Genomic DNA, 14,466 nt, shown 5'->3' with positions numbered 1-14,466 from the left:
TCGATCTATGCCTTTTCGAGCAGTCGATACAAAGCAAGTCCGCGCCTGAGGCCGAGCAGCCCCACGATAATCCGGGTCGGCATCGGAAGACGAACGCTGAAGCCGAACGTGTTCAGTCGCCGTTCTTCCGCTGCCGCGCGCGCTACCAGATCGTCGAATTGGCGGAGCTGGTAGGCGAGGTCGCGGACTCGGCCCAGACACGCTCTTCTTGCTGCAGGATCATCGCGTTGTCTCAAGATCGCATTAGAAACCGAAAGATACGCGGAGAGAAAACTGTCAACCGATCTCTGCGACCGGTTGCGGCTGACCGAGCCCTCGGGTGGGTCTCGGTAGAGCACGTTCGTGCCCCCGCAGAAGTGGACCGCCCCGGCATGCGTCAGCAACCGACCGAAGAACTCGCCGTCATCGTCGCCGGTCAGCGCCTCGTCCCAATGTCCCGCCCGCTCGATTAGCGCGCGCGACGTGAGCCAGGCATGCGGAGGGAAGAAGCCGCCGAAGGTCCACATGTCGATCAGAAGCGACAGCCCGTCGGGATAGTCGCGCCAGTAGCGGCGCATTCCCGGCGGCAGGATGGTGCCGTCATCGCGGAACAGCGACCAGGGGCAGAAAGCCATTGCGTCCTTGGGAGCATCGGCCAGCTCGGCCAGTTGCATCGCGATCTTGTCGGGGGGCAACAGATCATCAGCGTCGAGGAATTGCACATAGTCCCCCGTCGCCAGCGCCAGTCCGCGGTTGCGCGCCGCGCTGCCCCCTTGATTGGGTCCCGTTGCCAGAAAGATGCGCTGCTCAAAGCGGCGCAGCTCGTCGAGGCTGCCATCGGTCGAGCCGTCGTCGACCACGATCACCTCGCAAGGCGCGGTCTGCGCCAGCGCGCTCTCGATCGCGGCCGCTACATAGGCGCGCTTGTTGTAGCACGGGATCACGATCGACACGCGCGGGCTCATGCCGACTGCGCCCCGATGATCCGCGCGAGCAGGGGCCCGGCCGAACGGGCGCGGGCCTTCACCTTGGGCAGGCGCACCGCCAGATCAGTGCGGATCGCGGTCTCGTCGGCAACAATCTGCGCTATCGTCCCGGCAAAATCCTCGACCCCGATCGTCTTGACCGGCTTGCAGAAATCCAAGTTGCCGAAAATGTCCTGGTTGATCCCGATCGCCTTCAACGAATAGCTGAGGCTTAGGGTGGGGACGCCAGAAGAGAGAGCCGCGATGGTCGAATGGGTGCGCGCGCCTGCGAACACCGAGCATTGCGCGATCAACCATTTGAGCTCCGCCGCGCTGAGGCCCGCTGGCGCGACCCGCACCGGCACAGTCACGCGCGGCGCGACCATCGCCGCGAGGCTGTCCATGAATGCATAATCGTCCTCGTCGGGCTTGGGCGAGCCGACATGCGGGACCAGCAGCAGAGGCCGACCAGTGCGTTCGGCTGCCTGCGCGATCATGTCGGCAGATTTTCTCCGCCACGCTTCGATATTGCCCGCGGTATCAGAGAACCGCGCCACCAGCGGGCTGATGTTAATCCCGATCATCCCCTCCATCACCAGCTCGCGCAGGGCTGGTTTGGCAGGCTCGGACGGGGTCATGCAGAACGCCGGGTCGGCCACCAAATGAACATTGGCAGAAATACCGTGCCGCGCCAGATAGTGGAGAGAGGCAGTCTCTCTCACGAAAATCCCCGCCAGCGTCTTGAGATGCGCGTGAATGACTGGGGCGAATTCGGCATCGGCCTCGAACGGCCCGACCGAGGCGCCCCAAAGCACCACCGGCACGCCGCGCCTGGCCAGCCAGCGGTCCATTGAGATGTAATCCCACGGGCGACCGTAATCGAGCGAGTAATTGTCGCCGCCCAGTTGCAGCGCGCAGGCCACGCCCTGCGCCGGTCCATACAGGTCGCGCACATGCGGATGCAGGTTCGCCCCCAGCCGGACATTGGCCTGCGACATCCACCATTTGCGCGACAGCCTCGGCCCGACCTGGGATACCGGGAAGTTGCCTACGCGGGGGTCGATTTCCTCCGTTTTCTGAGCGGCGACGGTAGAAGGCGAGGCCATTACGCCAGAGCGTGCGCTCAGATCGGGGCCGAAGGTCTCCGACAATATCTCCATCGTCCCGCGGACGATCGCCTCGCAGCCGCGATTACGGTAGGGGCCGTTGCCGACGAATAGCAGCGGGCGGTCGACGAGGGCACCCTGTTCCTCGATGCTCACCTCCATATCCTCAAGACTCATCGGCGCATGCCCGCTCGGAACAACACATTTTCGATCTTGCGTTCGATCAGTTGCAGCGTGCGAGCCGCAAAGCCGGGTTTCATGAGTCGATCATAGGCCGCGATCATGGGGCCCATGACTCTAACAAAGAGCGTCAGGTCGCCCGCTGCCCGCGCTGCCTGCCACGCACCGTGGCTCGCCTGACCCAGTACGTAGCGCGCAGCGTGGATGCGCCGCATCGATGGCGCCAAATGCCTTTCTGAAGCCGCCACGCGTTTGCGCGGACGCCATAGTCCGGCACGGTCGGTCAACCACAGACGATAGGCCAATCCCTCACGGCGATGACGCAGCCCGCCCGCCTGACTCTCTGCGACGGCATCAGCCGCCACTTTATCCAGATGCAGTTGACCCGCCTCGCACCCTTCGAGAAGCATTTCATGAATCGTCGGATGACGTACTATGACAACATTGGTTCCACGGTGATCACCTTCATAGGTCGGAAGCCATGCATCGCCCACCACAGCGTCAGCTGTCTCGGCCAGCACGTCATCACAGAATTCGCAGGCTTTGTATTTGAACAGACCATGTCCCCAGTTGGCACCGATCAGCCCCTCCATCGGTCGTGTAATGGTTTCCGTTGCGCCACCCCTCACAGGCGTGCCGGTTACCGATACACCATAGCGGCTGGCGAGCCTGCCTTCCAACTTAGCGCGGAAGTCGATCGTATCCACACGGTTTGGATCAATTCCGCATTGCCATGCCAGTGTCTGAGTGAATGCCGCGGTCTTGAGGTGCCCACAGACAATCCCGAGCACGAATAGCATACGCTCGCGCAATTCGGGCGACTGGCGCACAGCCAGCCGCAGCGCTTTGACGAAGCAAGGAATGCCGATTGCCGCGTAGCGGCCAGGATGGTCAATCACGTGGCGGATCACGCCCGACATTTCGACCGGGAAATAGCGGGTGCGTGCATTGGCCTCTACCTGCTCGGGCGTTTTCGCCACTGTGAAGGAGAACAAAGGTCCCTCACCCTGTCCGTCATACGGCGCCACGTTCAGCACTGCGTCAACCATCCCGCGCGCTAGCAGTTCGCGCTGCAGCCAGGTGCCGATGCCACCCGACGAACCCCGTTGGCGCAGGTCGCCCTCATCGACCCAACCGGCGAAACAGGCGAGGTGCCGCCCAATACGTCTGTCCGCTACTACTGCGGGATCGGTGAAAAGATCGAGAGCCAGCGCATCCTCGTCGGGTCCCTCATCGGTGAAGGGGCAGGCCTGCACGGCGGCCGTATCCGGCGTGCGGTCCTGTGGCAGCCGGGCTTGCAGACGGAGGGTGTCATCGAACCCCATCACGATGTTCGGATCCAGCGCGGCGCAGGCGCCGCAGCCAACGCAATAGCCACCTTCGATCACCTGTCGCAAAGCGTCGGTCATGCTGCTGCCGTCTCGCGGCGCGCACCCGCCGCATCCCACAGCGGCCCGGTGCCCCAGATCGCTTCGTGTTCAGGCATCCGCACAGCCGCGTCCAGCGTTCGCGCTAGCACCCGCGACAAGAATCGCCCTGTACGAGCGTCTAACGCGTCAAGCGCAGAGTTGCAGCGCAATTGCAGGCAGGCCCGCGCCACCACCTTACGCCACTTGGGAAGATCAGCTTTGAGAATAAGATCAAGACCTCTAGTCATCATCTTTCCGCGGATAGCAGTCGGCAGCATCTTGTTTCGCCAATGCTGGTTCTGCAGCCGCGCAGCGCGACTCGTAGTGTAGGTGCACAGCTTTGGCAGCGTATGCAGCGTGAGCTCGTAAAGTTGCTCGTGACGCGACATAAGCTTTTCTGGCGTCTTGGTGTTGGCTCGAGATCGGCTGTCCTCGCGGACACGATAGACAGCCAATGGCTCTGACACCTGCAGCACTGGAAAGCGTTCCACAAATGGGACTAGCAGCTGAAAATTTTGCGATGACGCGGGCGAATACCAGATGCTGCGGTCGGGGTGCACCTGCCAGAACATATCGCAGCGCACAAAATGGCAAACAGGCGCAAAAAAGAAGCGCTGGTAGACCAAGTCCTCAAAGAGCTCAGGCACGCGCCGTGGAGGTTGGTTTGTGGGCAGAAAGTGCCCGTCAAATTCTTCCTTCGCTTGAATGAATAGCTGGCAATTCGAACGCAAAAGCCCCACGTCGGGGTGGCCGCGCATCAATTCCACGCGCCGAGCGATCGAATTGGGCAGCAGCCAATCGTCAGGGTCGGGCCACATAAGGAATTCCCCAGAAACCTTCTTGAGACCAGCGTCCACAGCACCGCCTAGTCCCTTGTTCGCCTGCTCAATCAGCTCGACGTGCCAGCCCCTCGCTTCCAGTTTAGGGACGGCATTGTGTAACGCACAGGTAGTGGCGGAATTGGCGCCATCATTAACCAATATCACTTCGAGGTCCTGCCAATTCTGCTGTAAAACCGATTGAAGAAAATCGCCGAAGTATTCTTCTATATTATAACATGGCACCAATAGGCTTACGCGACCGTCAACCAAAGGCGGGCAGGAAGAGGAATTTTTTCTTGCAGTCATCGCTAAAATCAGACTGTTATTGATTTTTTACGACGCCGACATCTGCACTGCAAGTAGCCGTCGTATTTGATAAATTTGGAAGATAACGGCGCAGGGATAGGAACTTTTCTCCCCCCGGGTTCAGTAGCCAACGATCGATGCTGAATGCTTTGAACAAGTCGGTGCAGCCAGAGGCAATGCGGTCATGTAATTCGATAAAGATTACTTCAACCGCCTCAAGAACGGGGTCAGTCTTGGAAAACAGCGCATGCTCACCGCCCTCTATATCGATCTTCATAATCCCCGTCTCCTTGCCCGGAAAGCGCGCCATGATCTCGGCCAGCGTCACCGTTGTCACAGTCTCGACACCGGTGCCGTCCGCAGCCGAAGTCGCGATCGATAATCCCCAAGCGCCGGTGCCGCGGTCTGCTAATTCAAATGACATGCCCGCCTCAGCGTGGAGGGCAGCTTTGATGGGCACGATTTTCTCGTTTTCAGCCACGTTACGCAGTAGCATCTCGAAATTGCGCGACGACGCCTCAATCGTCACGACGGTCGCATCGGGATACATCTTGGATAATTTCAATGCAGCAGTCCCAATGTATCCGCCCGCATCGATGATCAGTCCTTCGAAGTCTGGCGGCAACAGGTCAGACAAAATGTCGAACTCCGCCCGCAAACTCTGGAAGGCTACGCGCAGGTCCGGCGTACCTGGCCGGACCCAGATCTTCTGCCCGCCAACTGTCACCTGCATTGGTTCAGTGCGTCCGAACACCGGGCCGAGCCTGTATTGAAGATAGGAACCATAGCCGACAATCGGCCCGTCCCTGAAAATGCTCGATATCAGCGCAGCGAGTTTCCTCATGGCACAATCTTTCTTATGACAATCTAGCAATCAATACTGGCTGAGCGCACCAGGTCACGCTCGCGGGTAAATTGACACATGACACTAATCTTCGCGAGGCTGTCCCAGAGCGATGCTCTATGGGATCGCGTCGCGCGCACGCGGAAGCCAGCAATTAGTTTCACGCATTGTGGCGTCTAGCTCTGCTAAGAGTAGTGGGTTATCCGTGGAGGCAGGTGCAGCTTATTCTGCCACCAAGGGAATGGCGTCAGCGGCGGCGGTGAGGGCGCGGAACTCTGTGCTCTCGCGGGCAAGATCATCCCAACTCCCCGACGCGGCTACGCGCCCCTCATGAAGCATGATGATCCGATCACAGCGCCGCACAGTGCTCAACCGGTGGGCGACAATCAGCACTGTCTTGTCACCTGGCAAAGCTTCGATCGCGGACATTACTTCGGCCTCAGTAAGGTTATCGAGAGCGCTGGTGGCCTCATCAAATACGATCAGGTCCGCGTCATGATAAAGCGCCCGCGCGATACCGATGCGTTGCCTTTGTCCGCCCGATAGACGAACGCCCCGCTCCCCGATGGCGGTCTGGTAGCCTTTGGGCAAAGATTTCACTACGAATTCATGCAATTGGGCCGTGCGTGAAGCCCTCTCAATTCTTTCATTTTCGATATTTTCAACGCTGAGGCCAAGGGCGATATTCTCGGCCAAGCTCGCGTCAGACAGAAAAATATCTTGGGGCACATACCCTACCGACCTCTGCCAGCTGCGCAAATTATTGTCCGTCAACCTCTGTCCGTCAACGCAGATCACCCCGCCACTTGGCTGCAGCAGACCCAGGATAATGTCGGCAAGCGTCGTCTTGCCTGCACCGCTCGAGCCAATCACGCCAATGCGCTCGCCCGCTTTGATTTCAAGAGAGAGGCCATCAAGCGCGGGCCGCGGGGATCCAGGATAGGCGTAAGTGACGCCCTCGAGCGTGAGTGATTGCACGAGGCCCAGTCGCGGAGCGAGACGACGCTCAAGCGCACCACTCACGTAGCCTTGCAGGTCACCATGAACCCGCTCAAGTGCCGCACTGCCCGAGGTGAGGCTGGTGATCGCCTGGTAAACAGTTTGCAATTCAGGGAGAAGTCGCTGCCCGGCAAAGGCGAGCAAACCAAGCAACGGCAGCAGCCGCGCCAGCGCACTGCGTTCGCCGAAGGTCGCTGGGTCCAGCAACGCAAGGGCGAGAATGATAATGCCCCCAAACCCAACGATTTGAATGACAAAGCGAGGCGTATGGCCCAAGATCAACACAGCGGATTGTGTCTGCGCCCAAGCCCGGGAGGGCGTGCTGTAGGTATCGACGTAGGCCGCCTCGAGCCCGAGGAGTTTAACGTCCTTCACGCCGGCTAGCGCCTCACCTGCTGTGCGGAATCGCAATTGATTAGCTGCCGCTCGCTCCTCGCCCATCCGTAGTGCAAATCGTCGCGCGACAAGCAATGTCGCAGCATAAATTAGGCCAATTACCCCGAAGGTCAGGCCCGCCACCAAGGGGTTAACAACCAAAAGCACCACGATTACCAAAAGGATTGTCAGTGAAGACGAGATGAGGAACATCAGGGGCCGGATAACCTCCATCACCACTTGCGAGGCTTCAGAAAGAATATTGGTCGACATGTCTCCCGAGTGGCGTTCAAGAAAGAATTCATAAGGCTGCGACAGGTAGTGCGCCAGTAGCCTCTGGCTTATCGTGTGAACGCGCATCTGTGAGAAACGCGTCACCGCCCAGGTATTGAGGATCAGAAGCAGGTTGGCCGAGACAATCACGCCGATCGAACTAAGGCCCAGTACGACCACGAAGTCGTATTCGTTCTCAAACGCACCCCAATCGTAGACAGTTTTAATCAGCTGCCGTTCGGCGATGATCTCGGGATTGGATAGTACCGAGAGGAATGGGAAGATTGAGAGCACCATAGCCGCTGAAGCGAAGGCCGATGCAATCATCACACCAAGTACAATGAACGCATTACGCCGCTCGCACGTGTCGAGCAGATCCCAAGCTTTTCTCACAGATGATTTATTGGTCATATTCGGGTGTTTCCGTGAGTGTTCAGAGACGGCGATGCAACGGGATTGGATACATCTGGAGAGAAAGCAACTAATTGCAAATAAAATAGACTCGAAATATCGAATTGAGATTGCTTCTTCACAGTAATAAATATTTCAAATTCATTTGAAAGATCTCAGCCTGCCATGGCCGATAACCCCTAAACGCGCGCCATCTAGCCAAGTATCATTATCATGCATGCTCAATACTATTTCTGATAGTAGTCGCGGAACCAAGTCACGAACTGGGCTATCCCGTCGCGGTGATCCGTCTGGGGGAGGTATCCGATCAGACGCTGCAGCAGAGAGGCATCGGCCCAAGTCGCAGGAACATCACCCATCTGCATCGGCATGTAATTGCGGATAGCCTTCCTACCCAATTGCTTCTCGATGGCCTCTATGAAATCGGTGAGGCGAACCTTGTCGGAGTTGCCGATATTGACCACGCGGAAGGGGGCCACCGGCGACAGGCTGTCACCCGCATCAATGTCAGTAGGGCTAATTGGCCGGACTGGTGGTGTATCGATCAACTGACGGATGGCCCGCACTAGGTCACCGACGTAGGTGAAGTCGCGGAACATCTCGCCGTAGTTGTAGATGTCGATAGGCCGCCCTTCGAGGATGGCATCGACGAACTTGTAGAGTGCCATGTCGGGCCGGCCCCACGGACCATAGACGGTGAAGAAGCGGAACATCGTCACCGGCAGATTCCATAGGTGGGCGTAGCAATGGCCCATGTTCTCGTTAGCTTTCTTGGTGGCGGCGTAGATGGTGAGCTGGGTATCGACCTTATCGAGCTCTCTGAACGGCATTTCCTCGTTCGCGCCATAAACGGAAGATGTTGACGCCATCAGCAGGTGCTGGACTTTGTGCTCGCGCGCCGCCTCCATCACGTTGAAGGTGCCGACGACGTTGCTATCTATGTAAGCGCGAGGGTTCTCAAGGCTATAACGAACGCCCGCCTGCGCCGCGAGGTGGACTATGACATCGGGTGCGAACTCAGCAGCGACCCGTGCGAACAGGTTAGCATCTTCGAGCATGCCCTCGGTACAGGCAAAGCCGGGCATCTGCTTGAGCATCTGGTGCCGGCAATTCTTTAGCGCGACGTCATAATAATCGGTTATGCCATCGTAGCCGTGCACCAAGAAGCCCTCGTCGAGGAGCAGCCGCGCAAGGTGGAACCCGATGAACCCGGCAGTCCCGGTAACCAGGATGCGGCGGGACGAGGATTGTTCTGAGCTTGACATTGTTAATCTTTACGCAGGGAGGTCAGCAGCGTCCGATGCTAAGGTAAGTAAAGCCCTTGGCCCGGACTTCGGCAGGTTCGTAGATATTGCGCAGATCGACCAGCACCTGGGCCTTGGCGATCTGCTTGATTCGTTCCAAATCGAGCGCGCGGAAAACGTCCCATTCGGTGACGATCACGGTCGCATCAGCCCCTTCGATCGCGGCATTGGCATTGGTGCACATCGTCACCTCGGGCAACAGCGGGCGGGCCAGCTCCATCCCTTCGGGATCATAGGCAGAGACCTGCACCCCGGCATCGGCCAGCGCCATGGCAATCGGGATCGAGGGGCTGTCGCGCATGTCATCGGTGTTCGGCTTGAAAGTCAGGCCCAGCAGGGCGACCTTCTTGCCCCGCGCGGCTTTCATCCCGCCCAGCGCTTCGATCACCTTGCGGCCCATCGCGCGCTTGCGGGCATCGTTGACCTTGACCACCGCCTCGACGATCCGGGTCGGCGCTTCATAGTCCTCGGCGGTCTTGAGCAGGGCCAGAGTGTCCTTCGGGAAGCACGATCCGCCATAGCCGGGGCCGGCGTGCAGGAACTTGGGCCCGATGCGGCCGTCCATGCCGATCCCACGGGCAATATCCTGCACGTCGGCGCCAACCTTTTCGCACAGATCGGCCATTTCGTTGATGAAAGTGATCTTGACCGCCAGAAAGGCGTTGGCAGCATATTTGATCAGTTCGGAAGAGCGGCGGCTGGTGAAAAGGATCGGCGACTTGTTGAGGAACAGCGGGCGGTAAACCTCGGTCATCACGCCCTTGGCCCATTCGTCCTCGGTGCCGACCACGATCCGGTCGGGATGCTTGAAATCGCCGATCGCCGCGCCTTCGCGCAGAAATTCAGGGTTGGAGGCGACGGCGAAGCGCACGGCGAGGCCGCTATCCCGCAAAATCCGCTCAACCTCGTCGCCGGTGCCGACCGGTACGGTCGACTTGGTGACGATCACCGCATCGCTCTTCAGGTTCTGGCCGATTTCCTTGGCAACGGCGTAGACGAATGACAGGTCGGCGTGCCCATCGCCGCGGCGGCTGGGAGTGCCCACCGCGATGAAGATCGCGCTGGCACCGGCAATGCCCTGGGCCAGGTCGGTGGTGAAGGACAGGCGGCCGGTCTTGACGTTACCGGCCACGAGTTCGGCCAGGCCGGGTTCGTAGATCGGCATGATCCCGGCTTTCAGGCTGTCGATCTTGGCCGGATCCTTGTCGACGCAGACCACTTCGTGCCCAAAGTCGGCAAAACAGGCACCGGAAACCAGCCCGACGTAGCCCGAGCCAACCATTGCGATCTTCATGACATGATTTCAATATTTTGCGAGGTTGAGGTCACTGCCATACTCAACGGTTTAAAATCTGCAAACTGCTGGTAAAGCAGGGCATGGATAGTCCTCGGATCAAACACCCGGACAACCTGTTCCTCTCAGTCGCGCGCCAAGCCCGCCTGGTCTTCGTCAAATTCGCCGCGCAGCAGCTCGAGCTCAGCCTGGATCGTCTCAAATTCGGCCATCTTGCGCTTGATGAACCCGGCGGCAAGCTGGGCGCGATGCACAATGCCTTCCGGAGTCAGAACGTAAACATAACCAAGCTTGCTCTTTGAAGCTTTGAAGTTGGCAAGCTTGATGTGCCCCTTGCCGATCAGCGCTTTTACGCAGAAATTGATCGCCCCAAGGCTCACGCCCAGCTCCTCGGCTATCTCCCGCTGCGATGCGTCTGGGCGGCTTTCAAGAAGGCGCAGGACCCTGAAATGCACATCCTCGCGCTGCTGAGCGATTTTGTCACTGACCATGGGATCGACCGATACAGCTCGAACCAAAGCTACCGCACGGAGGGTGACACTGCACCTTCCGTGACTGCTGAGATCTACGAGCAAGCTGAAGCCTCTCGTTCATTCCTGAACGCCTAGGCGATCCCGTCAGATTCGAAAAGGGTTTTCCGACGCCCCCTTAATAAAATCTCCGCGAGGCGATCCCCTACTCGGCTGCGTTGAGCAGGTCATCTCCAGATTGCGAAGCGATCTCCTCCTCAATGGTGGCGGCGTTCACGATCATCTGAAAATGCGCCAGGATCTCGGGTTGTGCGCCGCCAATGAACTCCTGGATTGCCTCATTCTCTAGCAGCTTGGCTAGAAAGCCCCTTGCCACGACCAGATTGAGGAGCTCCGAGCCATACGACTGCTCGGCATCCTTGTACTTGGTCTGCACCTGGCTCATTTCGCGCTCAAGCTTGACGATCTGCTCCAGCGGATCGCCCGTTGGCTTTTCCCGCGCAGGCGGGGTGTAGTCCGTGCGCTGTTCGGGCGGCGTCGCTTTGTAAAGCGCGTCAGCATCGGCTGAGGTCAGGGTGTTGGACGCAATCATCAACTCGACCGCCTCAATTTGGCGGGCCGCCTTCATCTTGCGCAGGATACGGGTCACATCGGGCGGGAACTGCTGATCCTGGAGAAGTTCGACCGCCTTGGGGCAGATCCCCTGGAGCAAATTGACCCTGCGGTTGATGCTGGAGAGGTTGACGTTGAAGGCTCGCGCCAGCCTCGGCAACGCTAGCAACTCAATTCAAGACGTTCTCCATTTCTTTCAATGCCATGTCTGGGATTGAGTTTGATATCACTTGATGTGCACCTGATCTACGTTGGCTTCTTGGAGCTATCCAAGCAGTTCGTTCATCCATGAACGAGATTACTCTTGCCGCTGCAAAACCCCTCGTAAGCGTGACACAGCCGTGGTTTGTGGTTCAGCTCAAGCCGAATGCCGAGGCCATCGCGAAGCGCAATCTCCTGCGGCAAGGCATGCAGATCTTCGCGCCATTTGAAGAAGTGACCTCCCGCAAGGCACGCAAGCTGATCCAAACCTGCAAGGCGTTGTTCCCGGGCTATCTGTTTGTCAGCTTTGACCAAGACACCGTTCGATGGCGGACGGTGAACAGCACCCTTGGGGTCAACCGGTTGGTGAGCTTTGCCGAAGACCGGCCTGCGCAAGTGCCGCTCGGGCTGATTTCAAGTCTGATGCGTCGCTGTGACCCGTCCGGCAAATTGCTCCCGCCACGGTTTCTGCATGGCGGCGACGTTGTGCGCGTAACCAGTGGCCCGTTTGCCGACTTCATCGGAACCGTCGAGCAGATCGCACCCGATCAGCGGATCTGGGTTCTTCTCGACATCCTTGGCAAAAATACCCGCGTGGCCATCAGGTCTGCTGATTTACGTCTCGCCGGCTGATAGGGCGGCGACATGGCTGGCCAACAACGCACTCGAATCCTATTCATGCGCTTCGTGTTTTTCGGGGCAGTGCTGTTCGCGGTGATTATGGCGAGCCTGCCGCAGCCACCGCAGATCCCAGGCCAGCCTTCCGACAAGGTGCAACATATCACCGCCTTTGCGGTGCTGACCCTGCTGGCCCGATTTGCATATCCAGCCACAACGCGCTGGAGGCTCTTTGTTAGCCTTGCATTCCTGGGCGCGCTGATTGAGGCGCTCCAGGCAATCCCTATGCTGCACCGCGATGCCAGCCTGCTCGACTGGCTGGCCGACTGCGGCGCAGTCGCTATAATTATGGGACTTATGACTTTTGTGGGTAAAGTTGTCGGGCCTGTCGGCAACGCACCTGCAGAGCAGTCATAAACAAATTAGGAGAAATCCAGGCATGCGCATTCTTCTGACCGGTGGAGCTGGTTACATCGGCAGCCACACTGCCGTGGCGCTATCCGCTGCCGGCCACGAGGTCGTCTGCTTTGATAATCTCTCCAACAGCCGAGCCGCAGTCATGGACCGGCTGGAAAACATTACTGGACAGTCCCTTCCGCTCATCGTTGGCGACATTCGTGACAGGACTTCGCTGGAACAGGCAATGCGGAGCCACGCCATCGAAGCAGTGATCCATTTTGCGGGCTTGAAGGCCGTGGGTGAAGCGGTCGCGAAGCCGCTCATCTACTATGACAATAACGTTCGGGGCACACTTAGCCTGATTGAGGCGATGATCGCCTGTAGCGTTAAGACGCTGGTGTTCTCTTCCAGTGCCACCGTCTATGGCGAACCGCAGTATCTGCCGCTCGATGAAACTCACCCGACGTCGGCCACCAATCCCTATGGCCGGACAAAGCTGATGATCGAGGAAATGTTGACCGACATCGCGGCGGCCGATCCTGATTGGCGTATCGCGGTGCTGCGCTACTTCAATCCGGTAGGCGCCCATGAGAGCGGTCTGATTGGTGAAGACCCGAACGGAACTCCCAACAACCTGATGCCGTTTATCAGCCGGGTCGCGTCGGGGCGCTTGGAAAGGCTGTCGGTTTTCGGCGACGACTACGACACGCCTGATGGCACGGGCGTGCGTGACTACATCCATGTCACCGACCTGGCGGCCGGCCATCTCGCGGCTCTGGGCGCTATCTCCAGCCACAACGATCCTATCTCGACCTGGAACCTGGGAACAGGCCAGGGCTATTCTGTTTTGGAAATGGTCGACGCTTTCGAACGCGTGAACGGGGTCTCCGTGCCCTACCAAATCGCAGATCGTCGGCCCGGCGATGTTGCCTCCTGCTATGCCAGCCCTGACAAGGCAAAAGCTGAACTGGGCTGGGAGGCGGTCCTCGGCCTGGAGGACATGTGCGCTTCAATGTGGCGGTTCGAGCGGATGCTGGCGACAAGCAATTCGCCGCAAGCCACAGCGACATAGGGAACGAGAAGCCGCAAGGCATCCTTGCCAGACCCAATTGCGGTTGTCACTTGACAACCAGACCTTAGCAGGACTATCTAATGGCCAGACGAAAGCATCCATCCAAAGAGATCGAAAATGCCCTTCGAGAACTCGAGGCTTTGGGTTGGATGGTAGAGGAGGCCAAAGGCCGTAGTGCCCATTCGTGGGGTTTTGTGCTTTGTCCGAGGAATATGCAAAGCGATTGCAGATCTGGCGTTTTCTGCCGAATGTCGATCTGGAGTACGCCGACCAATCCTCAAAACCACGCCCGTGAATTGCTCCGCAAGGCCGTGGGCTGTGTGTTCAAGGGAAATGACGATGACTGATGATATGGAATTCGAATTCGACATCGTTGTCTCACTGCCGAAGGGCGCGCCTGACGAAGCCATCATCCTGGATAGCCTGTTTGATGCGGGATGCGATGATGCAGTGGTCGGTTTGGGCAATGCTGGACTCGTGGGTCTTGGTTTCACGCGTTCCGGGGCTGACGCTGAATCAGTCATTTTGGAGACTGTAAAACAGGTTTTGTCTGCTTTCCCTGAGGGTGCGAAACTGCGTGAAGTGAAGCCTGATCTCGTGAGCCTTGCCGATGTTGCTGCTCGGCTTCAGGTTTCACGCCAAGCGCTTCAGAAACGGGATATGCCACCACCGTCGCTAGGTGGCTTGTTCCGCGCATCTGAAATGCTGCCCGCTCTGGAAGCGCAGCCTGGAAAGGTAAGGGATGCTCTCCAGAACGCGCGTGGTTGGTTTGCATCTGCACCCGCCGCACAGAAGATCAACGCGCGTGTGAGCTTGGAGCAGGTATAA

The 14,466-nt window shown here is 58.6% G+C and carries 14 protein-coding genes; 4 read left to right on the top strand and 10 right to left on the bottom strand.

Annotated elements, in window-relative coordinates:
• Window positions 1-5: 5 nt before the first annotated feature.
• The 10 genes from ACZ1JX_RS08865 to ACZ1JX_RS08820 form a co-directional block, all read right to left on the bottom strand.
• On the bottom strand, window positions 6-944 hold the full coding sequence (locus ACZ1JX_RS08865; protein WP_465123202.1) for a glycosyltransferase family 2 protein: 939 nt from the start codon (window positions 942-944) through the stop codon (window positions 6-8).
• On the bottom strand, window positions 941-2,206 hold the full coding sequence (locus ACZ1JX_RS08860; RefSeq protein ID WP_465123201.1) for a polysaccharide pyruvyl transferase family protein: 1,266 nt from the start codon (window positions 2,204-2,206) through the stop codon (window positions 941-943). Before ACZ1JX_RS08860 ends, ACZ1JX_RS08865 begins: the two co-directional genes overlap by 4 nt.
• Window positions 2,207-2,223: 17 nt before the next feature.
• A complete protein-coding gene (locus ACZ1JX_RS08855; protein ID WP_465123200.1) occupies window positions 2,224-3,639 on the bottom strand; it encodes a Coenzyme F420 hydrogenase/dehydrogenase, beta subunit C-terminal domain in 1,416 nt (471 codons plus the stop codon).
• Entirely contained in the window at window positions 3,636-4,766 is a 1,131-nt protein-coding gene (locus tag ACZ1JX_RS08850) for a glycosyltransferase family A protein (RefSeq protein ID WP_465123199.1), read from the bottom strand. The genes ACZ1JX_RS08855 and ACZ1JX_RS08850 overlap by 4 nt, the downstream gene beginning before the upstream one ends.
• 16 nt (window positions 4,767-4,782) lie before the next feature.
• On the bottom strand, window positions 4,783-5,610 hold the full coding sequence (locus ACZ1JX_RS08845; protein WP_465123198.1) for an FkbM family methyltransferase: 828 nt from the start codon (window positions 5,608-5,610) through the stop codon (window positions 4,783-4,785).
• A gap of 222 nt (window positions 5,611-5,832) precedes the next feature.
• The gene (locus tag ACZ1JX_RS08840; RefSeq protein WP_465123197.1) at window positions 5,833-7,668 is read right to left on the bottom strand and encodes an ABC transporter ATP-binding protein; all 1,836 of its coding nucleotides are present in this window, start codon (window positions 7,666-7,668) and stop codon (window positions 5,833-5,835) included.
• A gap of 227 nt (window positions 7,669-7,895) precedes the next feature.
• Window positions 7,896-8,933, bottom strand: coding sequence for an NAD-dependent epimerase/dehydratase family protein (locus ACZ1JX_RS08835; RefSeq protein WP_465123196.1), 1,038 nt, complete (start codon window positions 8,931-8,933; stop codon window positions 7,896-7,898).
• 22 nt (window positions 8,934-8,955) lie between these two features.
• Window positions 8,956-10,266 carry a UDP-glucose dehydrogenase family protein gene (locus ACZ1JX_RS08830; protein ID WP_465123195.1) on the bottom strand — a complete coding sequence of 437 codons (1,311 nt, stop codon included), beginning with the start codon at window positions 10,264-10,266 and terminating at the stop codon, window positions 8,956-8,958.
• Window positions 10,267-10,391: 125 nt separating this feature from the next.
• On the bottom strand, window positions 10,392-10,757 hold the full coding sequence (locus ACZ1JX_RS08825) for a MarR family EPS-associated transcriptional regulator (protein ID WP_465123194.1): 366 nt from the start codon (window positions 10,755-10,757) through the stop codon (window positions 10,392-10,394).
• A 184-nt stretch (window positions 10,758-10,941) separates the two neighbouring features.
• Window positions 10,942-11,508 carry a plasmid partitioning protein RepB C-terminal domain-containing protein gene (locus tag ACZ1JX_RS08820; RefSeq protein ID WP_465123193.1) on the bottom strand — a complete coding sequence of 189 codons (567 nt, stop codon included), beginning with the start codon at window positions 11,506-11,508 and terminating at the stop codon, window positions 10,942-10,944.
• A gap of 128 nt (window positions 11,509-11,636) precedes the next feature.
• Here ACZ1JX_RS08820 and nusG point away from each other — a divergent pair, with 128 nt between their 5' ends.
• The 4 genes from nusG (at window position 11,637) to ACZ1JX_RS08800 (ending at window position 14,466) form a co-directional block, all read left to right on the top strand.
• Window positions 11,637-12,182: a transcription termination/antitermination protein NusG gene (gene nusG, locus ACZ1JX_RS08815; RefSeq protein ID WP_465123192.1), complete on the top strand. Its 546-nt coding sequence runs from the start codon at window positions 11,637-11,639 to the stop codon at window positions 12,180-12,182.
• 45 nt (window positions 12,183-12,227) lie between these two features.
• Complete coding sequence (locus tag ACZ1JX_RS08810) at window positions 12,228-12,584, top strand: VanZ family protein (protein ID WP_465123191.1); 357 nt, start codon at window positions 12,228-12,230, stop codon at window positions 12,582-12,584.
• A gap of 22 nt (window positions 12,585-12,606) precedes the next feature.
• On the top strand, window positions 12,607-13,638 hold the full coding sequence (galE, locus tag ACZ1JX_RS08805) for a UDP-glucose 4-epimerase GalE (RefSeq protein WP_465123190.1): 1,032 nt from the start codon (window positions 12,607-12,609) through the stop codon (window positions 13,636-13,638).
• Window positions 13,639-13,977: 339 nt separating this feature from the next.
• Window positions 13,978-14,466, top strand: a complete 489-nt coding sequence (locus tag ACZ1JX_RS08800; RefSeq protein ID WP_069311155.1) for a hypothetical protein — start codon at window positions 13,978-13,980, stop codon at window positions 14,464-14,466.

It is taken from the genome of Novosphingobium sp. BL-A-41-Hi4A-0G, assembly GCF_055521735.1.
This window is presented reverse-complemented; position numbering and strand designations above follow the sequence as displayed.

What these genes read in the sequence shown, in the direction of transcription:
- ACZ1JX_RS08825 (WP_465123194.1), bottom strand. Translation starts at nt 10,757, where the DNA reads ATGGTCAGTGACAAAATCGCTCAGCAGCGCGAGGATGTGCATTTCAGG.
- ACZ1JX_RS08850 (WP_465123199.1), bottom strand. Translation starts at nt 4,766, where the DNA reads ATGACTGCAAGAAAAAATTCCTCTTCCTGCCCGCCTTTGGTTGACGGT.
- ACZ1JX_RS08865 (WP_465123202.1), bottom strand. Translation starts at nt 944, where the DNA reads ATGAGCCCGCGCGTGTCGATCGTGATCCCGTGCTACAACAAGCGCGCC.
- ACZ1JX_RS08845 (WP_465123198.1), bottom strand. Translation starts at nt 5,610, where the DNA reads ATGAGGAAACTCGCTGCGCTGATATCGAGCATTTTCAGGGACGGGCCG.
- ACZ1JX_RS08800 (WP_069311155.1), top strand. Translation starts at nt 13,978, where the DNA reads ATGACTGATGATATGGAATTCGAATTCGACATCGTTGTCTCACTGCCG.
- ACZ1JX_RS08835 (WP_465123196.1), bottom strand. Translation starts at nt 8,933, where the DNA reads ATGTCAAGCTCAGAACAATCCTCGTCCCGCCGCATCCTGGTTACCGGG.
- nusG (WP_465123192.1), top strand. Translation starts at nt 11,637, where the DNA reads ATGAACGAGATTACTCTTGCCGCTGCAAAACCCCTCGTAAGCGTGACA.
- ACZ1JX_RS08840 (WP_465123197.1), bottom strand. Translation starts at nt 7,668, where the DNA reads ATGACCAATAAATCATCTGTGAGAAAAGCTTGGGATCTGCTCGACACG.
- ACZ1JX_RS08855 (WP_465123200.1), bottom strand. Translation starts at nt 3,639, where the DNA reads ATGACCGACGCTTTGCGACAGGTGATCGAAGGTGGCTATTGCGTTGGC.
- galE (WP_465123190.1), top strand. Translation starts at nt 12,607, where the DNA reads ATGCGCATTCTTCTGACCGGTGGAGCTGGTTACATCGGCAGCCACACT.
- ACZ1JX_RS08830 (WP_465123195.1), bottom strand. Translation starts at nt 10,266, where the DNA reads ATGAAGATCGCAATGGTTGGCTCGGGCTACGTCGGGCTGGTTTCCGGT.
- ACZ1JX_RS08810 (WP_465123191.1), top strand. Translation starts at nt 12,228, where the DNA reads ATGCGCTTCGTGTTTTTCGGGGCAGTGCTGTTCGCGGTGATTATGGCG.